Origin of the sequence: Paracoccus sp. UBA5162, assembly GCF_002413585.1 — a bacterium.
Lineage (GTDB): Bacteria > Pseudomonadota > Alphaproteobacteria > Rhodobacterales > Rhodobacteraceae > Paracoccus.
Map to the genome: position 1 here is coordinate 1 of NZ_DHXG01000061.1, position 21214 is coordinate 21214.

A 21214-nucleotide genomic window follows, 5' to 3' on the forward strand; every position below is an offset into this window, starting at 1 on the left:
AGCGTATGTGGAGCGAAAAGCTTATTTCGTTAAAAGAAGAGTAAAAAAAGTGGCTGGGGCGGTAGGATTCGAACCTACGGTACACGGTACCAAAAACCGTTGCCTTACCACTTGGCCACGCCCCAACCGTGCGGGCGTGAATAGCCAAGACCTCCGTAGGCTGCAAGTCGAAAATCGGGAAAACTTGTGTGTTCCGGGGCGGGCCGCTATGGCGCGCGGATGGAGCAGGTGGACATTCTCATTCTGGGCGGCGGGGCGGCCGGATTATTCTGCGCGGGGTCCGCCTTGGCGCCGGGCAGGCGGATTCTGGTTCTGGATCACGCCGCCCGCCCGGCCGAAAAGATCCGGATCTCGGGTGGGGGGCGGTGCAATTTCACCAATCTCGCCAGCGTGCCCGAAAGGTTCCTGTCGGGCAATCCGCGTTTTTCGGCCAGCGCGCTGGCGCGCTATCGCCCCGAGGATTTCGTCGGGCTGGTGGATCGCGCGGGAATCGGCTGGCACGAGAAGTCGCAGGGTCAGCTTTTCTGTGACGGCAAGGCCACGCAGATCACCGACCTGTTGCTGCAGCGGATGCGCGGCGCGGATCTGCGGCTGAGGACCGGGATCGGCGCGGTGGAGCGCACCCCTGATGGTTTCGTCGTCGAAACCGACACTGGGCCTGTCGCCGCGCGCCGGCTGGTGGTGGCGACAGGCGGCCGGTCGATCCCGAAAATGGGCGCGACCGGGCTGGCCCATGACCTGGCGCGACAATTCGGTCTGCGCCTCTCGGAGCCGCGTCCCGGTCTTGTGCCGATGACCTTTGCCGATCAGGATCTGGCCCTGTGCCGTCCACTTGCGGGTGTTTCGGTCGAGGCGAGGATCGTGCATGGCGACGGCGCGTTCCGGGATGCGCTGCTGTTTACCCATCGCGGGCTCAGCGGACCGGTCATCCTGCAGATCTCCAGTTTCTGGCGCCCCGGCGAGACGTTGCAGATCGATCTTGCGCCTGATCACGACGTCGCCGCGGCGCTGAAATCCGCGCGGGGGCGGGCGGGCCGCGTGGAGGTGGCGACCGCGCTTGGGCGGTTTCTGCCCGAGCGGCTGGCTTCGGCAGTGGCGGCTGAAGCCGGGCTGACGGATGCCAGGCTGGCCGATCAGGGCAATCGCGTGCTGGATTCGGTTGGCGCGCGCATCAATCGCTGGCAGGTCCGGCCGGTCGGGACCGAAGGCTATCGCACGGCCGAGGTCACGCTGGGCGGCGTCGATACCCGCGACCTGGATGCCCGCAGCCTGCAGGCGCGGCGGGTGCCGGGATTGTTCTTCATCGGCGAATGCGTCGATGTGACGGGCTGGCTGGGCGGATACAATTTCCAATGGGCCTGGGCGTCGGCCGATGCGGCAGCCCGGGGCATGGAACGGGGTTGATCGTCACTCGCCGACCGGCGTCAGCAGATTGCGGCCATCACCCCTTTCGCGGTCCAGAAGTTCCTCGAAAGTCGCGTCGGGGCTGAGATCGGGAGGCTTTTCACGACGCGTGGCCGCGGGCCTGGGCACCGGCTGGGCGGCAGGGGACGGATCGGCCCCCTCGACATGGATGCGATGAATCGGCTCGGGCAGACCGAACCCCTCGGCGTCCATGGCCCGGCGCAGCAGCCGAAAGGCCTCGCCGCGGGCCAGATCGAAATCGGTTCCGTCCTGAGAGACCCAGCCGCCAGCCCGGATGACGAGGGTTTCGGGGCTGGTCGCCTCGACCCAGGCGACGGGTTCGGGGCGTTGCAGCACGAAGCTCATTCCCGCCAGCACCCTCAGGGCCAGATCGCGGGCGCGGCCGAGATCCGAGACCGGGTCGATCACGAGATCGACTAGGAAGCGACGCTCGGGGTTGCGGGTATAGTTGGTCAGCACTGCCTTGTAGATGATCTGGTTCGGGATTCGGATATGATTGCCATCCAGCGTCAGCAGCGTGGTGCCTCGGCTGGTCATGCGGATGACGCGGCCGCGCTGGTCGTTTACCTCGATCAGATCGTTGGGACCGAAGGGCTGGCGCAGCGACAGCAGGATGGTTGCGACAAGGCCCTCGATCGTGTCGCGGGCCGCGAAGCTGAGCGACAGGCCGAAAATCCCTGCCGCGCCCAGCAGCGTGCCCAGAAGTGCGGTCGCGCCCATCAGATCCAGTGCCACCACCAGCGCCACGATCCAGGCGATCAGGCGGATGACCTGGGCCAGAAAGCCGGCGATGAAGGGGTTCGGCGCGACCCGCGCCAAGGTTCGTTCGCGGCGCGAGATCCAGCTGCCGACCAGCAGGATCAGCGCACCGACGACCAGTCCCAGGGCAACGAAGGGCAGGCCGGCGATCACCTGGTTCAACCGTTGCAGGAAACGGTCGCGGACGGTGCCCAGCCGCAACCCGATATCGGTGGTCAGGATCACGTCGTTCTGAATCGCCACGACCCCGTCCACGCGCGCCATCAGTGCATTCAGGCGATCGATCTGCACCTGCTCGGTCACCTCGCCGGTCAGCCGAACGATGCCCGCATCGACCCTCGCGCGCACCTTGTCGAAGGCGCTGACCTGCGACAGGATGCTGTCGATCCGGGTCCGGATCGCTGCGTCTGACGCCGCGTTGTCTCCGACCGGAATCGTCCCCGAAGGCGCGGTGATCACGCCGCCATCCTCCCGCGCCTGCGAAACCGCGGCAAACGGCAGGACAAGAAGAATCGACAGCAGCAGCGCCCGAATCATGATGTCAGCGGATCGGCCTTGGCCAAGCGGTCGAACGCCATCAGCGAGGCGATCAGGGCAGGCATCTGCTGAAGCGGGACCATGTTGGGACCGTCCGAGGGCGCGTTGTCGGGATCCTCGTGCGTCTCGATGAAGACGCCGGCCACGCCCAGCGACACCGCGGCGCGCGCCATGACCGGTGCGAATTCCCGCTGGCCGCCGGACGAGCCGCCCTGGCCGCCCGGCTGCTGCACCGAATGGGTGGCGTCCATGATCACCGGGTAGCCGCTGCGCGCCATGATCGGCAGCGACCGCATGTCGGCAACCAGGGTGTTGTAGCCGAAGCTGACGCCGCGTTCGGTCAGCAGGATGCTGTCGTTGCCGGTCGAGGCGACTTTCTGCGCCACGTTGGCCATGTCCCAGGGCGCAAGGAACTGGCCCTTCTTGACATTCACGACAGCGCCGGTCCGCCCGGCGGCCAGAAGCAGGTCGGTCTGGCGGCACAGAAAGGCGGGGATCTGGATCACATCGACCGATCGCGCCGCGCGGACCGCCTGCGCCGCGTCATGCACGTCGGTCAGGACCGGGCAGCCGATCCGGTCGCGGACCGTTTCCAGAATCGCCAGTCCCTCCTCGATCCCCAACCCGCGCCTGCCGCTCAGCGAGGTGCGATTGGCCTTGTCGTAGCTGGCCTTGAAGACGAAGCCCGCACCCGCCGCGCGGCAAGCCTCGGCCATGCTTTCGGCGATCATGAGCGCGTGTTCCAGGCTTTCCAGCTGGCAGGGCCCCGCGATCAACGTCAGCGGAAGATCGTTGCCGCAGGTCACGGGGCCGATGCGGATGTGGCGTGATGTGGTCATGTGGAAACCTGCTCTCTCAGGATGGATACGGTCAGCGACAGCATCAGGTAGATACCCGAAAAGATCAGAAAGGCCACGATGGTGTTCTGGACCGCCTTTGGATAGGTGGCCTCGTCGGGCGGAACCGGGGCGACCGAGAGCGACAGATAGCGGACCTGCTTGTTGGCCTCGATCCGGGCGCCTTCCATCTGCGCCGCCGCCGCGGCCAGCAATTCCTGGCGTGTCGCCAGATCGCTTTCGGCAATGCGCAGCTCGCCGGTGATCGCCGCCAGAGAGGCGCGCTGTTCGTTGCCCTGGGTCAGTTGCTGGCGGGTATCGGCGATCATCTTTTCCAGCCGCGAGATGTCGCCGCGCGCGGCGTCCACGCGGCTTTGCTGGGGGCGCGGATTGGCCAGCAACTGACCCAGTTCCAGCCGCTTCTGGCTCAGTTGCCCTTCCAGCGTGGCAATCTGGTTCATCACCACCGTGCCTTCGGCGGCCGGATCCAGCACACCCAGGTCCTGTTGCAATTCCTGGACCCGCCGCTGCGCGTCGAGAACCTTGGTCTCGGCGTCGCGATAAGATTCGGCGGCGCCCTCCATCTGGTCCGATCGCAGGCGGGCGGTCATCCTGTCCACCTGTTCCTCGGCATATCGGATCAGTGCCAGCGAAAACTGCTCGCTCAGGGCGGGATCGGGGGCGATCACCTCCATGTCGATGACGCCTTCGGTCGGATCGTAGCCTATCCTGACCGAATTCCTGTAGGTGGCATAGGCGTCTTCATTGCTGGCATCGAGGGGAAGCCGTTTGATCGGATCGATGCCCGGCTGCTGGAAGGCGGCCTTGAAGCCCTTGTCGGCGTCCAGCCGCAGCATCGCATCGCGCGAATTCAGATAGCTTTGCACAGCCACGGAATCGGGATTGGTGGCAAGCTGCGAACCGGCCAGAAGACCGCCGGCGCCCCCCGCCGAGGCGGATTCGGCCCGTTGTATCTGGAATTGCGAGAAGGTGGCGTAAAGCGGTGTCGCAACGCGGAAATAATACCAGCCCGCCAGCGCCGTGGGCAGCGCCACGAACAGCAGCAGGCGCAGGGTCAGCATGAACAGACGGCGGCGGCGGCGGCGCGCGATATCGCGCTGGATCCGATAAATTTCGGCCGCCCGCCGTTCCTCGGTCAGCGCCTCGCGAGAGGGCATCTGCGGCCGCACGGGGCCGACCTCGGTGCCCGGTTTTCGGGGCGTGGGAACGGCCACGGGCGACGGTTGCGGCATGATCGCCGGCGCATTGGCCGAAGGCGCGGCCTGCGCCCGGCTCCCTTCGCTTGACAGGATCTGGCCCAGAGCCGCCCGGTGCGAGGGATCGATGCCCCGTTCGCGCAGCCGCAACACCGCCTCCTGGTCCGATGAAACCGGGATCTGGTGCAGCAGGGCGATGCGCCGGGCGATCCGAAGCTGGCGGTCGGTCAGCTGTTCCTCCTGGATCAGCTGCAACTTGGCCTTCAGGTCCGGCTCATCGTCGCTGCGGACGGATTGGGCAGGCTTGTCATCGAGTTGCGACGCCCCGAGCGCCGGAAAACCGTCATCGACCGGTTCGGTGCGCATGAATCTTTCGCGCTCCGCCTCGGACCCGGGTTCGGGAGAGGCGGGCGGATCCGTTGCGGGGTTGGAGCCGGTGCCGCCCGCGACCGGGCTTTCGCTGTGGCGCGTCGGCATCGCGACCTTTCTTTGCAACTCGACCCGAACATTCTCGATTCCCTTGGCCGGCGCGGCCTTGGCCGCATCGCTGCGCCCGTCCGAACCGGTCGCGGCGGTCCGCAGCGATTGCGAAGGAGAGGCGTGATAGCGCCGGGCCTTAGGCGGTGTAGTCATAATATTGCTTCGCCTCGTCGAGGGATTCGAACATGTAGAGCCTGCCGTCACGCAGGATCGCGGCCGAACGGCAGAATTTCTCGATCGTCGCGGGCTGGTGGGAAACGATCACGACGGTCGCGCTGCGCAGCCTTTCGAAAAGCACCGACCCGGCCTTGCGGTTGAATTCGACATCGGTCGTCTGGGGCATCCCTTCATCGATCAGGTAGATGTCGAATTCCAGCGCGAGAAGCAGCGAAAAGGTGAAGCGCTGGCGCATCCCGGCGGAATAGGTTCCCACCGGCATGTCGAAATATTCGTCGATATCGGTCAGCCAGCGGGTGAAGGCGGCCACGTAATCGGGATCCAGTCCATAGATGCGCGCAATATAGCGGGCATTCTCGTTGGCCGAATGCTTGGTGACGACCCCGCCCATGAATCCCAGCGGAAACGAGATCCGCGAGGTTGATCGGATCGTGCCCTCATCGGGTTTTTCCAGCCCGCACATCATGTTGACCAACGTCGTCTTGCCGGTGCCGTTGGGCGCCAGGATGCCCAGCGAATGCCCCGGCTCGACACGGAAGGAGGCACGATCCAGGATCACCTTGCGCTGCGTGCCGGTCCAGAAGGATTTCGAGACATTGTCGAATTCCAGCATGGCTTTGCGTCGCGATCCTTCCTGCGGTGGTGATCCGGCCCGGCCGGACCTGCCCAGACCATATGTCTGCGCCGTTATGCTGTCCAGTTGACGCGGTCGGCGTTGAGAAATCGTTAAGGCACAGGGTGTTTTCGCGCGGCATTTTCACTAGATCGGTCGGATGAGCGATCTTTCGCACCGGATTTCCGCCTGCCGCCTCTGCGCGCCGCGCTTTGCGGCGACCGCGACGCGCCACGCGCCGCGTCCCGTGACCTGGTTCGCGCCGGGCGCGCGAATCCTGGTCGTCGGGCAGGCACCGGGGATGCGGGTGCACCAAAGCGGACGCCCCTTCACCGATCGTTCGGGCGACAGGTTGCGCGACTGGATGGGCGTGGACCAGGCCACCTTTTATGACCGCGCCCGGATCGCCATCGTGCCGATGGCCTTCTGTTTTCCGGGTTATGACGGCAAGGGGGCCGACCTGCCGCCGCCGCCGATCTGCGCCGCGACCTGGCGGGCGCAGGTTCTGGACCTGCTGCAACCCGATCTGACGCTGCTGGTGGGCGGTCACGCAATGCGCTGGCATCTGGGCGCCGGCAATGTCACGCAAACCGTGGCCGCTTGGCGCGATCACGCGCCGGCGATCTTTCCGCTGCCGCATCCTTCGTGGCGCAATACCGGCTGGCTGAAGCGCAATCCCTGGTTTCACGCCGATCTGCTGCCCGCCCTGCGCGAAGCGGTGGCGGCGCGGCTGGATGCGGGTTAGAAATCCCCTGGCCGAGAACAGGAGCCCTCGATGTCGCATGTCTTTCCCCGCCATTGCCAGTCCCAGCCCCCGGTCGCCATCGGCGGCGAGGGCGTCTGGCTGATCGACGCCGAGGGCAATCGATATCTGGATGGCTCGGGCGGCGCGGCGGTGTCCTGCCTTGGTCATGGCGATGCCGGGGTGACGCGCGTGATCAAGGATCAGCTTGACCGGCTTGCCTTCGCGCATACGGGCTTTCTGACCAGCGAACCCGCCGAGGCGCTGGCCGATCTGCTGATCGCCCATGCGCCCGGCGACCTGGACCGGGTCTATTTCGTGTCGGGCGGGTCCGAGGCGACCGAGGCCGCGATCAAGCTGGCCCGGCAATACTGGGTGGAAAAGGGGCAGCCACAGCGCTCGCGCCTGATCGCGCGGCGGCAAAGCTATCACGGCAACACGATCGGTGCGCTGTCGGCGGGCGGCAACGAATGGCGACGGCAGCAATTCGGCCCGCTGCTGCTGGATGTCAGCCATATCGCGCCCTGCTATGAATATCGCGACCGGGCCGGGGGCGAGACGCCCGAGGAATACGGCCTGAGCGCCGCCGAGGCGCTGCGCGACGAGATCGAACGCCTTGGCCCCGAAACGGTGATGGCCTTCATGGCCGAGCCGGTCGTGGGCGCAACGGCCGGCGCAGTGCCGCCCGCACCGGGCTATTTCAGGCGCATCCGCGAGATCTGCGACGAATACGGCATCCTGCTGATCCTGGACGAGGTGATGTGCGGGATGGGACGCACCGGCACCTTGTTCGCCTGCGAGCAGGACGGGATCGCGCCCGATATCCTGTGCATCGCCAAGGGCTTGGGGGCCGGATATCAACCGATCGGTGCGATGCTGTGCAGCAAGATCGTCTATCGGGCGATCGCAGATGGCAGCGGCTTTTTCCAGCACGGGCACACCTATATCGGCCATCCCGTCGCCACGGCGGCGGGGCTGGCGGTGGTGCGCGCCATTCTGGATCGCGGGCTGCTGCCGCAGGTCCGGCAGAAGGGCGAAGCCTTGCAAGAGGCGCTGGTCGCACGGCTGGGGCAGCACCCGCATGTGGGCGACATTCGCGGGCGCGGCCTGTTTCGCGGGATCGAACTGGTCGCGGACCGGGCCACGAAAGAGCCTTTCGACCCGTCGCTGAAGGTCGCGGCGCGACTGAAGAAGGCGGCCTTCCAGAACGGGCTGATCTGCTATCCCATGTCAGGCACGATCGACGGCCGACGCGGCGATCACGTTCTGCTGGCTCCGCCCTTCATCATCTCTGATGACGAGACGGCGATGCTGGTGGACAGGCTGGCCGGCGCGCTGGAACTGGTCTGCCCTGCCTGACGCCGGGGACAGTGCGGTTCTGCCTGGCCCGCCGCCGCCGCTATCGGAATTCCTTCCCGTCGGGCGATGGGACGTCCGGCGAATCAAGCGATGGCTGAAATTTCCTTGGCAAGCCTTCGGAAACAAACAAAAACCTTCCTGTTCAGGCATTAGGGATTGCCAAAGCGCAGGACTGCGTTACCGTATTCACGAACCCGCGCCAAAGCTGCGGGAGGGGACGGGTCTCGTCCCGGACCATCAAAGGGAGCAAGCTCTATGACCAAATTCGGACCGTTTCTGCTGACCGCCGCCCTCGCCCTGGGCGTGGGCGCTGCCCAGGCGCAGGAGGAAAAATTCATCACCATCGGCACCGGCGGACAGACCGGCGTCTATTATGTCGTCGGCCAGTCGATCTGCCGTCTGGTCAACCGTGACACCGCCAAGACCGGTATCAAGTGCACCGCGCCCTCGACCGGCGGATCCGTCGCCAATGTCAATGCGATCAAGAATGGCGACATGACCATGGGCGTCGCCCAGTCCGATATCCAGTATCACGCCTATAACGGCGATGTTCCCGATTTCGAGGGCGACAAGAAGGTCGACAAGCTGCGGGCCGTGTTCTCGGTCCATCCCGAGCCGTTCACCGTCGTCGCCCGCAAGGATGCCAATATCCAGACCTTCGACGATCTGAAGGGCAAGCGGGTCAACGTGGGCAATCCCGGTTCGGGACAATTGGCCACGATGGAGGTCGTGCTGAAGGCCAAGGGCTGGACGATGAACGACTTCGCGCTGGCCTCGCAATTGAAGCCGGCGGAACAATCCGCGGCGTTGGGCGACAACAAGGTCGATGCGATCGTCTATACCGTCGGCCATCCGAATGGCTCGATCCAGGAGGCGACCTCGACCGTGGACGCCAATCTGGTCCCGGTCGAGGGCCCCGAGATCGACAAGCTGGTCAAGGAGAACCCCTATTACGCCAAGGCGACCATTCCGGGTGGCATGTATCCGGGAACCGACAACGATACCAACACCTTCGGCGTCAAGGCGACCTTCGTGACCTCGGCCGACGTGCCCGAAGACGTGGTCTACGAGGTGGTGAAGGCGGTCTTCGACAATTTCGACCGATTCAAGAAGCTGCATCCGGCCTTCGCCAATCTCGATCCCAAGGAGATGGTCACGGAAGGCAACAGCGCGCCGCTGCATCCGGGGGCCGAGAAATATTACAGGGAACAGGGCTGGATCCAGTAATTCCGGCGCAAGTCACGGGCGGCCCTGCCGGGGCCGCCCATCGCTCTTGACCATAACGACAACAAGCCCAGACAACGGGGGATGCTGCGATGAGCGAGACGGATCGGGACAAGTCCCACAAGGACGACCAGTTCGAGGCCAGCGCCGTCGAGATGGCCGCCTCGGGCCATGGCGGCCTGTCGCAGCAGGAAATCGACGAGCTCGTCGCATCCTCCGATACCGGGGCACGGACGCCGCCCGGCTTCGTGGGCAAGCTGATCCTGATGACCGCGCTGGCCTGGTCGCTGTTCCAGCTGTGGATCGCCTCGCCAATTCCGTTCATGGTGGGTTTCGGGGTTCTGAACGACACCGAGACGCGATCGATCCACCTCGCCTTCGCGCTGTTTCTGGCCTATATGGCCTATCCGGCAGAGCGCACGCCGTTCCAGTTGATCCTGGGCGTCGGCGTGCCGGCGCTGATGGTCGTCCTGTTCATCATGGGATCCAAGACCGGCGTGCCGGTCTGGTGGATCCCCATCGTCGGCGCCGCCGTCATCGCCGCGATCCTGCTGGGCAGTCCCAAGTCGTGGGTGCCGCCCTGGGAATGGGCGCTGGCCATCGTCGCGGCCATTGCCGCGCTTTACATCTATTTCGCCTATGACGGGATTTCGTCCCGCGTGGGCGCGCCGATCATGCAGGATTACGTGATTTCCGTCATCGGGATCATTCTGCTGCTGGAGGCCACCCGACGCAGCCTGGGTCCGGCGCTGATGATCGTGGCGTCGGTGTTTCTGGTCTATACCTTTCTTGGCCCCTACATGCCGGACATCATCGCCCACAAGGGCAATTCGCTGGCGGAAGTGGTCAATCACCAATGGATCACGACCGAGGGCGTGTTCGGCATCGCGCTTGGCGTTTCGACCAGTTTCGTGTTCCTGTTCGTGCTGTTCGGGGCGCTGCTGGACAAGGCCGGGGCGGGCAACTACTTCATCCAGGTGGCATTCTCGCTGATGGGCCACATGCGCGGCGGCCCCGCCAAGGCCGCCGTCGTCAGTTCGGCGATGACCGGCCTGATTTCCGGCTCGTCCATCGCCAATGTCGTCACGACCGGCACCTTTACCATTCCGCTGATGAAGAAGGTGGGCTTTTCATCCGAAAAGGCCGGCGCGGTCGAGGTCGCCTCGTCGGTGAACGGTCAGATCATGCCGCCTGTGATGGGTGCCGCCGCCTTCCTGATGGTCGAATATGTCGGAATTCCCTATTTCGATGTGGTCAAGAACGCCTTCATCCCGGCCACGATCAGCTATATCGCATTGGTCTATATCGTCCATCTCGAGGCGATGAAGGCGGGCATGAAGGGTCTGCCGCGCGCCTATACGCCGGGGCCGCTGATGCGTCGCCTGATCGGTTTCCTGTTCGGCATCGTCGCGGTCGGCATCCTCGGGTTCCTGCTGAAGGTGACGATGGGCTGGATCCGCCCCACCTTCGGTTCCGATGCGATCTGGGTGGTCTTCGCGCTGCTGGTCGCGGCCTATCTGGGCCTGCTCTACATCGCCTCGCGCGAGAAGCCGTTGCAGATGGATGATCCCAACGCGCCGGTCACCCAGCTTCCGCTGCCGGGGCCGACGGTGCGGTCGGGGCTGCATTTCATCCTGCCGATCGTGGTGCTGGTCTGGGCGCTGATGGTCGATCGCCTCTCGCCGGGGCTGTCGGCCTTCTGGGCCACCGCCTTCATGATCTTCATCCTTCTGACGCAGCGGCCGCTGATGGTGATGATGCGCGGCACCGACCGGACCGGAAACGCCGCCATCGGGGCGGCCATGCGATCGGGCGTCGACGATCTGGTGGACGGGCTGATTTCCGGCGCACGCAACATGATCGGCATCGGCATCGCGACGGCGACGGCGGGCATCATCGTCGGCGCGGTCAGTCAGACCGGCGTCGGTTCGGCGCTGGCCGATGTGGTCGAGGTGCTTTCGGGCGGCAACCTGATGGCGATCCTGCTGCTGACGGCCGTGCTGTCGCTGATCCTGGGCATGGGCCTGCCGACGACGGCGAACTACATTGTCGTCTCGGCGCTGCTGGCACCGGTCATCGTCACGCTGGGCCAGCAGAACGGACTGATCGTGCCGCTGATCGCGGTGCATCTGTTCGTGTTCTACTTCGGCATCATGGCCGACGTGACCCCGCCCGTGGGGCTGGCCTCGTTCGCAGCCGCCGCGGTGTCAGGCGGCGATCCGATCAAGACCGGGGTCATCGCCTTCTTCTACAGCCTGCGCACCGCGGCGCTGCCTTTCCTGTTCATCTTCAACACCGACCTTCTGCTGATCAACGTGGACTGGATCCACGGCATCTTCGTCTTCATCACGGCGACGGTGGCGATGCTGCTGTTCGCGGCCGCGACGCAGGGCTGGTTCCTGGTTCGCAACAGGATCTGGGAGACGGTGCTGCTGCTGCTGGTCGCCTTCGCGATCTTCCGGCCCGGCTTTTTCATGGATTACATCTATCCGCCCTATGACGACCTGCCGCCCACGGAATTCGCGCAGGCGTTGCAGGATTCGCCCGTGGGCGATCCGTTGCGGCTGCGGGTGGCCGGCTTGAACGATGTCGGAGACCCTGTCGAGTTCACCGCGCTGCTGGAGGTGCCCCAAGGCGCCACCGGAGAAGAGCGGATGCAGGCCCTGGGCATCGAGACGATCCGGAACGGCGACGAGGTGGTGATCGACAACGTGGCCTTCGACAGCCCGGCTCAGGCGGCGGGTCTGGACTGGGATCAAAAGATCCTGCTGGTCCGCGCACCGGCGCCCGCCCCGTCGAAATACTGGATCTACATTCCCGCCTTGCTGATCCTGGCGCTGGTGGTCTGGCTGCAGCGGCGCCGGATCGAACCGGATGAATCCACGCCGCGGCGCCGGGAAAAGGGGCTGAGCCATGCCTGACACGATCCTGCTGCCCATCGACCTGCAAGATCCCGAAAGCTGGGAAAAGGCGCTTCCCGCCGCGCGCGCGCAGGCGGGCGCGACCGGCACGATCCATCTGCTGGGAATCGTTCTGGACATCGGATCCTCCATGGTTGCGACCTATCTGCCAAAAGGGTTCGAGAAACAGGCGCTGGAGGCGATGAAGGATGCGCTGGACAATTTCGCCGAACAGCAGATGCCGGGCGAGAAGGTCGTGACCCATGTGGGACATGGCCATGTCGCCGAAACCATCCTGCGCAGCGCCGACAGGATCGGCGCCGACCTGATCGTCATGGCCAGCCACCAGCCGGACGAGCTGCGCAGCATCCTGATCAGCAGCCATGCCAATGCGGTCGTGCGCCATGCGCCGATCTCGGTCCTTGTCGTGCGCTAGGCGGACGGGGGCCGGCTTGCGCGTTGACAGGGGCGCAGCCTCGGGCATTCTGGTGCCATGACATCCGATATCCAGATCGCCCGCGCCGCGCAGAAGCTGCCCATTCAGGACATCGCCGCCCGGCTTGGGCTGGGCGCGCGAGACATCCTTCCCCATGGCCATGACAAGGCCAAGATCACCCATGACGCGCTTGCCCGGCTGCCTGTCCACAAGGCGGGGCGGCTGATCCTTGTCACTGCGATCAACCCGACGCCCGCGGGCGAGGGCAAGACCACGACCACTGTCGGACTTGGCGATGCGCTGAACCGGATCGGCAAGCGCACGACGATCTGCATCCGCGAGGCCAGCCTGGGGCCGAATTTCGGCATGAAGGGCGGCGCCGCCGGCGGGGGCCGGGCCCAGATCGTGCCGATGGAAGAGATGAACCTGCATTTCACCGGCGATTTCCACGCGATCACAAGCGCCCACAACCTGCTGTCGGCGATGATCGACAATCACGTCTACTGGGGCAATGCGCTGGATCTCGACACGCGCCGGATCACCTGGCGGCGGGTCATGGACATGAACGACCGCGCGCTGCGCGAGATGGCGCTTGGGCTGGGAGGGATTGCAAATGGCTTTCCGCGCCAGACCGGCTTCGACATCACCGTGGCGTCCGAGGTGATGGCGATCCTGTGCCTGGCCACCGATCTGGCCGATCTCCAGTCCCGGCTGGGCCGCATCGTCATCGGCTATACGCGCGATCGCCGGGCTGTCACGGCGCGTGATCTGAAGGCCGATGGCGCGATGACCGTGCTTCTGAAGGACGCGCTGCAACCCAATCTGGTGCAGACGCTGGAAAACAATCCGGCGCTGGTCCATGGCGGTCCCTTCGCCAATATCGCCCATGGCTGCAACAGCGCCATCGCCACCCGCGCGGCGCTGGCGCTGTCCGACTATGTGGTGACCGAGGCGGGTTTCGGCGCCGATCTGGGGGCCGAGAAGTTTCTGGACATCAAATGCCGCATCGCGAATCTGGCGCCCTCGGCGGTCGTGCTGGTCGCGACGATCCGGGCGTTGAAGATGAATGGCGGCGTGGCGAGGGCCGATCTTTCGACCCGGGATCCCGCCGCCGTCCGGCGCGGCTGCGCCAATCTGGGCCGGCATATCGAAAACCTGCGTGGCTACGGGCTGCCCGTCGTCGTGGCCCTGAACCATTTCGATGGCGATGCCGAGGCCGAGATCGCGGTCTTGCAGGATTATTGCGCCCATCACGATGTCCGGGCCGTGCTGGCCCGGCACTGGGCCGAGGGCGGGGCAGGGGCCGAGGATCTGGCCCGCGAGGTGGTGGCGCTGGCCGAAAGCGGCAAGGCCGATTTCCACACGCTCTATCCATCCTCGATGCCGCTGTGGCAGAAGATCGAGACGATCTGCGCCCGCATCTATCGCGCGGCCCACGTCGAGGCCGCGCCGGGCATCCGCGCACAACTGGAAGCCTGGGAAGAGGCGGGCCACGGTGCGATGCCGGTCTGCATCGCCAAGACGCAATATTCCTTTACCACCGATCCCAACCAGCGTGGCGCGCCCGATGGCCACACGATCCCGGTTCGCGAGGTGCGGCTGAACGCGGGCGCGGGTTTCGTCGTGGCGATCTGCGGCGAAATCATGACCATGCCCGGTCTTCCGCGGCACCCGTCAGCCGAGACCATCGGGCTGGACGCCAGCGGTCAGGTCGAGGGATTGTTCTGACCGATCAGGCCGCCATCCGGTCGGGCGGCGGTTTGTGCCAGCGGCGATAGCGCACCATGTGCAACGCCGCGACAGCCGCGATCGTGGACCGTCCGGCGACCGCGAAATCCTGATCTTGCGTGCCAAATCCGGTCCGGTCCGGGAATGAGCCGTCGGGACGCTGGCTTGCGACGATGTCGGACAGCCATGGGCCGACATCGTGATCGGGGTCGATCAGGCAGATGCAATAGATGATCCGGGCCAGCACCGTCAGATCCTTTCGACGCAGCGCCCAATCCGCGATCCGCAGACAATTCTCGAAGATCTCGCCATAGGCACGCGCGGTGCTGAGTTTCGGGCGCTGTGCGCCAAAGCCGTAGATCTGCATCACCAGGCGCCCGAACAGGTCGGCCCGATCCGCGGTCAGAGCGGCGGCGGATAGCGGCCGGCGCAACCATTCCTCGGCCGCGGTCAGCAAGGGCGGCGCGGGTCTGGTCTGCAAGGCCAATTGCGCCGCCAGATCCAGATCGTCGCGGTCGCAGAAATCCCTGATCGCGCGATAAAGCGCGCCGCCGCCAAGCCCCAGCCCCTGCGCCGCCGCCAGCGTGTCACAGATTTCGGGCTCGGCCCCCTTGCGGCGTATCAGATCGCAGACCTCCGCAACCAGCCGATCATCCAGACGCCGCCGCACGAATATCTCCAGTGGCGAGACACTGCCGCGCAACCCGGAACAGACCGGCGCGAGGCGCGCGGCCTGGGACAACGGCGCCACGGCGTCATGTCCGGCCGGCAGGGGATCGGGCAGCGCGTCGACATGGCGCCGGACCCATTCCAGCCCTCGTGCCGAGAGGATATGCATCATCTGATCGTAAGAAGTGTCGAGCGTCATGTGATACACTTTCCTGAGATCGTTAACCATCACCATGTACCGGCCGGAAATGCGCGCGAACGCGCCAGGATCATTCTCGGCATTTATATGCAAGAAAGAGCGATCCAGAAACAACCTTTTGATATTGGTAATCTGATTAACATACTGTCAATACTTAAGCCAAATTGTCGCGATCACGATTTGCATTCATCTATTATTGCGCAGTTTCCCTGCATGTTCTGCAATGGTTCGGCCGTCCTGTGCGGCCCTGATGCGCGATTGCGCTTTCCCCTCTGTCGCGCTAGATGCGCGCCATGCAGAACCGCCCCGATCTTCCCGCCGACATCGCCCGCCGCCGGACCTTCGCGATCATTTCGCATCCGGATGCAGGCAAGACTACGCTGACCGAGAAGTTCCTGCTCTATGGCGGCGCGATCCAGATGGCCGGACAGGTCCGCGCCAAGGGCGAGGCGCGCCGGACGCGATCGGATTTCATGAAGATGGAACAGGATCGCGGCATTTCTGTGTCGGCCTCGGCGATGTCCTTCGACTATGACGGGCACCGTTTCAACCTGGTCGATACGCCGGGCCACAGCGATTTTTCCGAGGATACCTACCGGACGCTGACGGCTGTCGATGCGGCGATCATGGTTATCGACGGGGCGAAAGGCGTGGAAAGCCAGACCCGGAAATTGTTCGAGGTGTGCCGTCTGCGTGATCTTCCGATCCTGACCTTCTGCAACAAGATGGACCGGGAAAGCCGCGATGTTTTCGAGATCATCGACGAGATCCAGGAAAACCTTGCGATCGACGTGTCCCCCGCGTCCTGGCCCATCGGGCAGGGCCGCGATTTCCTGGGCTGCTATGATCTGCTGCACGACCGCCTGGATCTGATGGACCGGGCCGATCGCAACCGGGTGGCGGAATCGATCCGCATCGCGGGTCTGGACGATCCCGAACTGGCCCGGCACCTGCCCGACGAGCTTCTTTCCAGATTGCGCGAAGAGGTCGAGATGGCGCGCGAATTGCTGCCCGCCTTCGATCGCAAATCCTTTCTGGAAGGCCATCTGACGCCGATCTGGTTCGGCAGCGCGATCAATTCCTTCGGCGTGCGCGAATTGATGAACGGGATCCGTGCCTACGGCCCCCCGCCGCAGCCGCAGAACAGCGCCAACCGCGAGATCGCGCCCGAGGAAAAGGCCGTTACCGGTTTCGTCTTCAAGGTGCAGGCCAACATGGACCCCAGGCATCGCGACCGGGTTGCCTTCGTTCGCCTTGCATCGGGTCATTTCGAACGCGGCATGAAGCTGACCCATGTGCGCACGAAGAAACCCATGGCCGTGTCCAATCCGGTGCTGTTCCTGGCCGCGGACCGTGAACTGGCCGACGAGGCCTGGGCCGGCGACATCATCGGGATTCCGAACCACGGCCAGTTGCGCATCGGCGATGCGCTGACCGAGGGCGAGGCGCTGCGTTTCACCGGCATCCCGTCCTTCGCGCCCGAATTGCTGCAATCGGTGCGCGCGACCGATCCGATGAAGGCCAAGCATCTGGAAAAGGCCCTGATGCAATTCGCCGAGGAAGGCGCGGCCAAGGTCTTCAAGCCCATGATCGGGTCGGGATTCATCGTCGGCGTCGTCGGCGCGTTGCAATTCGATGTCCTGGCCAGCCGGATCGAACTGGAATACGGCATTCCGGTCCGGTTCGCGGCCTCGCAATTCACCTCGGCCCGCTGGGTGACGGGACCGAAGGACAAGGTTGAGGCTTTCGCCAATGCCAACAAGGGCCAGATGGCGCAGGACCATGACGGTGATCTGGTCTATCTCACGCGCCTGCAATGGGACATCGACCGCGTCGAACGCGATCATCCCGATCTGGGACTGACCGCCACGAAGGAAATGATGGTCTGATCCCGGCCGGGCTCCGCGCCCTTCCAGACCGCTTTCAGCATGCCAAGGCGTCGGAGATCGCCGGCCATCAGGGCGGCGACCATCCTCGAGACTCCAAATCATGCGAACAGCATCCCGTCCAGTTCCCTTCCGGACCCGTCGACGGGATGGCACCAGACGCGAAAGCTTTCCAGCACATGCTGGCCGAAACTGTTCATCAGCGGCACGTCGGCCGCATCATGGCCGCGGGCGACCACGACCCGGCCGATCCGGCGCTGGTTGTTGCGCGGATCGAAGGTCCACCACCGGCCGCCCAGGAAAACCTCGATCCAGGCCGCGAAATCCATCGCAGCGGAATCCGCCGGAACGCCGATGTCGCCGACATATCCGTTGACATAGCGGGCGGGGATGTTCAGCGCCCTCAGATAGGCCAGCGCCAGATGGGCAAAGTCGCGGCAGACCCCGACGCATTCGCTGTTGGCCTGGGTGGCCGTGCGGGTGGCGCGGGCCTGCTGGTAGTCGAACCGGATCCGGCCGTGGACGTGATCGACGATCGCCTGCACCCGGCCCCAGCCGGGTTTCATGCCGCCGAACCGGTCCCAGGCCTCCTGACTGATCAGGTCGGTCTCGACATATCGGGAGCCGCCAAGAAAGGACAGGGCCTCGTCGGGCAGCCCCTCGACCGGCCATTCCTCGGCGCTTTCGTCCACCGGATCGCGCAAGCCGTTATCATGCAGCGTGACGTCGCTCGACAGCACGAAGCGTCCCGCCGGCGCGGTCATGCGCCGGCAGATATTGCCGTATCTGTCAAAATAATCGTGAACCGGAACCTGCGGCGCGGTGTGAACCGCCTCGGGCGCGACGAAATCGGCATGCCGCGCCACATGGGGCGCGGTCATGCAGATGAGCGGCGTGTCCTGCGCCGTCTTGATGATGAATTCGTGCCCGATCCGGATCAGCATCAGCGAACGGATGCCTCCATGGTGATCTCGGCGTTGAGCAGCTTGGAGATCGGGCAGCCTTCCTTGGCCTTCTGCGCCACCTCCAGCACCTTCGATTCATCGCCGTCGGCGCCGATCGTCGTCACCAGATGGGCGGTCTTGACCGCGAACCCCTCGCCTTCCTTGTCCAGGCCGATCTTCGAACTGGTCTCGATGCTCACGCCGGAGATGCCTTCCTGTTCCAGCATCATCGCCAGCGCCATGGAAAAGCAGGCGGCATGGGCCGCGCCGATCAATTCCTCGGGATTGGTGCCCGGCTTGTCCTCGAACCGGGTGCCGAAGCCATAGGGCTGATCGGACAATGCGCCGGACTGGGTCGAGACCAGGCCCTTGCCATCCTTCAGCCCACCGTCCCATTTGGCCGATCCTTTGCGGGTAATCATGCGTCGTCCTCCGTGATGATGTCTGTCGTGACAACGCGGGGGCCCTGCGGTAGTTCGGCGGACAAGGAAATATTAACGGCGGGGCGTTTCCTCACCGCAGCCTCCGCTGCGGCCGACCGATCGGCAACATCCAGGCTTGCGCGGCATCGCGATCGGATTTAGCTGACCAGGGTCAGGTAAGGATCGCGAGGCTTGCGATGTATGATGATCCCGTTCTGCGCCTGCGCCGGTTCCAGCGCGCCGTGACGACCGAGACCGGGGCGCTGGATGGGTCGTTTCTGGGGCGGGGCCGGCCGCTTGGCGCGGCGAGGGTTCTGAATGCGATCGGCCGGGGCCGGCAGGACGTGGCCGCGATCCGCGCCGATCTGGAACTGGACAGCGGTCTGCTGAGCCGGCTTCTGCGCGGGCTGGAGGCCGAGGGGCTGATCGCGATGACGGCCGATCCGGGCGATGCACGGCGGCGGCGGGCGAGGCTGACCGAGGCCGGGCGGGCCGAATTCGACGCCTACGAGGCGATCGCCGATGATCGCGCCCGGGCCTTGCTGGACCGCCATCCCCAGAGGCAAGCCCTGCTGGAGGCAATGGACCTGATCGCGACGGCTTTCGGGCGTGACCGGATCGCGCTGCGCGAGGTCGATCCGCGCGATCCGGCGGCGCTGCATTGTCTGGGGCAGTATTACGGCGAACTTGCCAGACGGTTCGCGCGCGGCTTCGACGTGTCGCTGTCCTGCGATCCCGAGGCGGCGGACATGATGCCGCCGCGCGGGGTGTTTCTGGTGGCGGTCGCCGAGGACATGCCGATCGGCTGCGCCGGCCTGAAGGGCCGTCCGGACGGCACAAGCGCCGAGGTCAAGCGCGTCTGGGTCGCGCCCTCGGCGCGCGGGTTGGGGCTGGCGCGGCGGATGATGGACCGGATCGAGGACTGTGCCCGCGCACAGGGCAGGGCGCGTCTGCTGCTGGACACCAACAGCGCGCTGCGCGAGGCCGTGGCCCTGTATCGGCGCCTCGGCTGGACCGCGATCCCGCGGTTCAACGACGATCCCTATCCCGATCTGTTCTTCGAGAAACGGCTCTGACGGTCATCGTTGCCAGAAGCGCGGCAAGAACAGGACCAGGACCGAGATCAGTTCCAGCCGCCCCAGAAACATGCCGAAGATCATCATCCACTTGGCCGCCAAGGGAAAATCCGCGATCGAGCCGTTTTCCGACACCTCCGGCCCCCAGGCCGGGCCGACATTGGCGATCGCCGTCCAGGCCGCGGTCAGCGCCGTCTTCGGATGCAGACCCGTCAGCGACAGTCCGACGATCAGCAGACCGAAGGACAGCATGAAAAGCGTGAAGAAGGCCATGACCGAATCGACCACATCCTTGTCCAGCGGCCGGCCCTCGTAGCGCAGGGCATAGATGCGGTGCGGCGAATGCATCCGGCGGACCTGCACGCGCACGGCCTCGAACAGGACCAGATAGCGGAAAACCTTGACCGAACAGCCGGTCGAGCCGGTACAGCCGCCGATCAGCCCGCAGACGATCAGGATCGCGAAGGGCAGGTGCCCCCACTGGGTGATGTCGGTCGAGGAAAATCCCGTCCCCGAAAAGGTCGAGATCGTGTTGAAGACGGTTTCGCGGATGACCTCGGCCGGGCGCGCGTCCTGCTGAACGTAAAGCAGACGATAGACGACGATGATCGCGCAGGCATAGAAGATCCAGCGCAGATAGGCGCGGATCTGGACATCGCGCCAAAAGGGCACGAAATTTCCGCGCATCGCCTGCACCATGCGGATGAAGGGGATCGAGGCCAGGATCATGAACACCGACGCCGCCCATTCCGGCGCGCCCAGATAGCGGCCGAAACTGGCATCATAGTTGGAGAATCCGCCGGTCGAAACGGTGCTGAAAGCGTGCATCACCGCATCGAATCCGGTCATGCCCAGCAACAGGTAGGTAACGATGCAGGCGGCGGTGAGAAACAGGTAGAGCCGGGTCATCTCGGCCGCGATCTGTCCGGCGCGGGGCAGGATCTTGCCCAGGGTGTCGAACCCTTCCGAGCGGAAGAACTGCATGCCGCCGATCTTCATCACAGGCAGAAAGACCATCGCCACCACCACGATCCCCAGCCCGCCGCTCCAGTGCAGGATGCCGCGCCACAGATGCACGCCCCTGGGCAGGTCATCCAGCGCCGGAAACGCCGTTGTCCCGGTGGTGGTGACGCCGGACATGGCTTCGAAATAGGCGTCGGTCAGGCTGGCCTCGGGCTGACCCAGGATGAAGGGAAGCGCGCCGAAGATCGGCAGGACCGCCCACAGCCCGGAGGTGACCAGGAACGCCTGCTGGATGGTGAGCGAGCGTTCCTCGCCTCCGGTGGCCACCATCGTCAGCAGACCCGCGACCATGGTCAGCAGGCTGCATTGCAGAAAGATGGTCCAGTTCGGATTGCCGTCCCACCAATCCAGCGCCATTGGCAGGGTCATGCCCGCGCCCAGCACGATCAGGATCTTTCCGATGGGATGGGCCACGGGGCGCAGGTCGATCATTCCGCCTGCTTGCCGCGCGCCCCGTCAGGCGTCAAGCGCGCATCCATGCCCTGTGCCACGGGGCGCGGGACCTGTGGCCCGGCTGCGCGGCCCAAGCCGGTTGGCGAGTCCGGACGCCGCGGCGGAAGGG

The 21214-nt window shown here is 65.1% G+C and carries 17 protein-coding genes and 1 tRNA gene; 9 read left to right on the forward strand and 9 right to left on the reverse strand.

Annotation, left to right across the window (positions count from 1 at the left end; all coding sequences use genetic code 11):
- Positions 1 to 50: 50 nt before the first annotated feature.
- A tRNA-Gln gene (locus B4A72_RS09125) sits at positions 51 to 125 on the reverse strand.
- 94 nt (positions 126 to 219) lie between these two features.
- Between B4A72_RS09125 and B4A72_RS09130 the strand changes: the two genes are divergently transcribed.
- Positions 220 to 1404 (forward strand): NAD(P)/FAD-dependent oxidoreductase, encoded by a 1185-nt coding sequence (locus B4A72_RS09130; RefSeq protein WP_292958049.1) that lies wholly within the window; start codon positions 220 to 222, stop codon positions 1402 to 1404.
- A 3-nt stretch (positions 1405 to 1407) separates the two neighbouring features.
- On the opposite strand, the gene B4A72_RS09135 is transcribed toward B4A72_RS09130, so the two are convergent.
- Genes B4A72_RS09135 through B4A72_RS09150 form a run of 4 tightly spaced genes read right to left on the reverse strand, consistent with a single transcriptional unit; the run spans position 1408 to position 6044 of the window.
- A complete protein-coding gene (locus B4A72_RS09135) occupies positions 1408 to 2721 on the reverse strand; it encodes a mechanosensitive ion channel family protein (protein ID WP_292958051.1) in 1314 nt (437 codons plus the stop codon).
- Positions 2718 to 3560: a 3-deoxy-8-phosphooctulonate synthase gene (gene kdsA, locus B4A72_RS09140; RefSeq protein ID WP_292958053.1), complete on the reverse strand. Its 843-nt coding sequence runs from the start codon at positions 3558 to 3560 to the stop codon at positions 2718 to 2720. Before kdsA ends, B4A72_RS09135 begins: the two co-directional genes overlap by 4 nt.
- The gene (locus B4A72_RS09145) at positions 3557 to 5407 is read right to left on the reverse strand and encodes a capsule biosynthesis protein (RefSeq protein WP_292958055.1); all 1851 of its coding nucleotides are present in this window, start codon (positions 5405 to 5407) and stop codon (positions 3557 to 3559) included. The genes kdsA and B4A72_RS09145 overlap by 4 nt, the downstream gene beginning before the upstream one ends.
- Positions 5391 to 6044, reverse strand: coding sequence for an ABC transporter ATP-binding protein (locus B4A72_RS09150; protein ID WP_292958057.1), 654 nt, complete (start codon positions 6042 to 6044; stop codon positions 5391 to 5393). The genes B4A72_RS09145 and B4A72_RS09150 overlap by 17 nt, the downstream gene beginning before the upstream one ends.
- Positions 6045 to 6204: 160 nt before the next feature.
- Between B4A72_RS09150 and B4A72_RS09155 the strand changes: the two genes are divergently transcribed.
- The 6 genes from B4A72_RS09155 to B4A72_RS09180 all read left to right on the forward strand — a co-directional run bounded on the left by B4A72_RS09155 (position 6205) and on the right by B4A72_RS09180 (position 14433).
- Positions 6205 to 6789, forward strand: a complete 585-nt coding sequence (locus B4A72_RS09155) for a uracil-DNA glycosylase family protein (protein ID WP_292958059.1) — start codon at positions 6205 to 6207, stop codon at positions 6787 to 6789.
- 30 nt (positions 6790 to 6819) lie between these two features.
- Positions 6820 to 8145: an aspartate aminotransferase family protein gene (locus B4A72_RS09160; RefSeq protein WP_292958061.1), complete on the forward strand. Its 1326-nt coding sequence runs from the start codon at positions 6820 to 6822 to the stop codon at positions 8143 to 8145.
- 255 nt (positions 8146 to 8400) lie between these two features.
- Positions 8401 to 9372 carry a TAXI family TRAP transporter solute-binding subunit gene (locus B4A72_RS09165; RefSeq protein ID WP_292958063.1) on the forward strand — a complete coding sequence of 324 codons (972 nt, stop codon included), beginning with the start codon at positions 8401 to 8403 and terminating at the stop codon, positions 9370 to 9372.
- A gap of 89 nt (positions 9373 to 9461) precedes the next feature.
- The gene (locus B4A72_RS09170) at positions 9462 to 12290 is read left to right on the forward strand and encodes a TRAP transporter permease (protein WP_292978388.1); all 2829 of its coding nucleotides are present in this window, start codon (positions 9462 to 9464) and stop codon (positions 12288 to 12290) included.
- Positions 12283 to 12705: a universal stress protein gene (locus B4A72_RS09175; protein WP_292958069.1), complete on the forward strand. Its 423-nt coding sequence runs from the start codon at positions 12283 to 12285 to the stop codon at positions 12703 to 12705. The genes B4A72_RS09170 and B4A72_RS09175 overlap by 8 nt, the downstream gene beginning before the upstream one ends.
- Before the next feature lie 57 nt (positions 12706 to 12762).
- A complete protein-coding gene (locus B4A72_RS09180) occupies positions 12763 to 14433 on the forward strand; it encodes a formate--tetrahydrofolate ligase (RefSeq protein ID WP_292958071.1) in 1671 nt (556 codons plus the stop codon).
- A gap of 4 nt (positions 14434 to 14437) precedes the next feature.
- Here the strand turns inward: B4A72_RS09180 and B4A72_RS09185 are convergent, their stop codons facing one another.
- Positions 14438 to 15301, reverse strand: coding sequence for a hypothetical protein (locus tag B4A72_RS09185; protein WP_292978390.1), 864 nt, complete (start codon positions 15299 to 15301; stop codon positions 14438 to 14440).
- A 284-nt stretch (positions 15302 to 15585) separates the two neighbouring features.
- Between B4A72_RS09185 and B4A72_RS09190 the strand changes: the two genes are divergently transcribed.
- Positions 15586 to 17190 (forward strand): peptide chain release factor 3, encoded by a 1605-nt coding sequence (locus tag B4A72_RS09190; RefSeq protein ID WP_414692185.1) that lies wholly within the window; start codon positions 15586 to 15588, stop codon positions 17188 to 17190.
- A gap of 98 nt (positions 17191 to 17288) precedes the next feature.
- Here the strand turns inward: B4A72_RS09190 and B4A72_RS09195 are convergent, their stop codons facing one another.
- Entirely contained in the window at positions 17289 to 18131 is an 843-nt protein-coding gene (locus B4A72_RS09195; RefSeq protein ID WP_292978392.1) for a transglutaminase-like domain-containing protein, read from the reverse strand.
- Entirely contained in the window at positions 18131 to 18553 is a 423-nt protein-coding gene (locus tag B4A72_RS09200) for an OsmC family protein (protein ID WP_292958079.1), read from the reverse strand. The genes B4A72_RS09195 and B4A72_RS09200 overlap by 1 nt, the downstream gene beginning before the upstream one ends.
- A gap of 197 nt (positions 18554 to 18750) precedes the next feature.
- Here B4A72_RS09200 and B4A72_RS09205 point away from each other — a divergent pair, with 197 nt between their 5' ends.
- A complete protein-coding gene (locus B4A72_RS09205) occupies positions 18751 to 19629 on the forward strand; it encodes a bifunctional helix-turn-helix transcriptional regulator/GNAT family N-acetyltransferase (RefSeq protein WP_292978394.1) in 879 nt (292 codons plus the stop codon).
- 3 nt (positions 19630 to 19632) lie between these two features.
- Here B4A72_RS09205 and B4A72_RS09210 read toward each other — a convergent pair whose 3' ends face one another.
- Positions 19633 to 21084, reverse strand: coding sequence for a TrkH family potassium uptake protein (locus tag B4A72_RS09210; RefSeq protein WP_292958083.1), 1452 nt, complete (start codon positions 21082 to 21084; stop codon positions 19633 to 19635).
- Positions 21085 to 21214: the final 130 nt, after the last annotated feature.

What these genes read in the sequence shown, in the direction of transcription:
- kdsA (WP_292958053.1), bottom strand. Translation starts at nt 3,560, where the DNA reads ATGACCACATCACGCCACATCCGCATCGGCCCCGTGACCTGCGGCAAC.
- B4A72_RS09205 (WP_292978394.1), top strand. Translation starts at nt 18,751, where the DNA reads ATGTATGATGATCCCGTTCTGCGCCTGCGCCGGTTCCAGCGCGCCGTG.
- B4A72_RS09135 (WP_292958051.1), bottom strand. Translation starts at nt 2,721, where the DNA reads ATGATTCGGGCGCTGCTGCTGTCGATTCTTCTTGTCCTGCCGTTTGCC.
- B4A72_RS09190 (WP_414692185.1), top strand. Translation starts at nt 15,586, where the DNA reads ATGCGCGCCATGCAGAACCGCCCCGATCTTCCCGCCGACATCGCCCGC.
- B4A72_RS09150 (WP_292958057.1), bottom strand. Translation starts at nt 6,044, where the DNA reads ATGCTGGAATTCGACAATGTCTCGAAATCCTTCTGGACCGGCACGCAG.
- B4A72_RS09195 (WP_292978392.1), bottom strand. Translation starts at nt 18,131, where the DNA reads ATGCTGATCCGGATCGGGCACGAATTCATCATCAAGACGGCGCAGGAC.
- B4A72_RS09170 (WP_292978388.1), top strand. Translation starts at nt 9,462, where the DNA reads ATGAGCGAGACGGATCGGGACAAGTCCCACAAGGACGACCAGTTCGAG.
- B4A72_RS09200 (WP_292958079.1), bottom strand. Translation starts at nt 18,553, where the DNA reads ATGATTACCCGCAAAGGATCGGCCAAATGGGACGGTGGGCTGAAGGAT.
- B4A72_RS09145 (WP_292958055.1), bottom strand. Translation starts at nt 5,407, where the DNA reads ATGACTACACCGCCTAAGGCCCGGCGCTATCACGCCTCTCCTTCGCAA.
- B4A72_RS09185 (WP_292978390.1), bottom strand. Translation starts at nt 15,301, where the DNA reads ATGACGCTCGACACTTCTTACGATCAGATGATGCATATCCTCTCGGCA.
- B4A72_RS09165 (WP_292958063.1), top strand. Translation starts at nt 8,401, where the DNA reads ATGACCAAATTCGGACCGTTTCTGCTGACCGCCGCCCTCGCCCTGGGC.
- B4A72_RS09180 (WP_292958071.1), top strand. Translation starts at nt 12,763, where the DNA reads ATGACATCCGATATCCAGATCGCCCGCGCCGCGCAGAAGCTGCCCATT.
- B4A72_RS09160 (WP_292958061.1), top strand. Translation starts at nt 6,820, where the DNA reads ATGTCGCATGTCTTTCCCCGCCATTGCCAGTCCCAGCCCCCGGTCGCC.
- B4A72_RS09175 (WP_292958069.1), top strand. Translation starts at nt 12,283, where the DNA reads ATGCCTGACACGATCCTGCTGCCCATCGACCTGCAAGATCCCGAAAGC.
- B4A72_RS09130 (WP_292958049.1), top strand. Translation starts at nt 220, where the DNA reads ATGGAGCAGGTGGACATTCTCATTCTGGGCGGCGGGGCGGCCGGATTA.
- B4A72_RS09210 (WP_292958083.1), bottom strand. Translation starts at nt 21,084, where the DNA reads ATGATCGACCTGCGCCCCGTGGCCCATCCCATCGGAAAGATCCTGATC.
- B4A72_RS09155 (WP_292958059.1), top strand. Translation starts at nt 6,205, where the DNA reads ATGAGCGATCTTTCGCACCGGATTTCCGCCTGCCGCCTCTGCGCGCCG.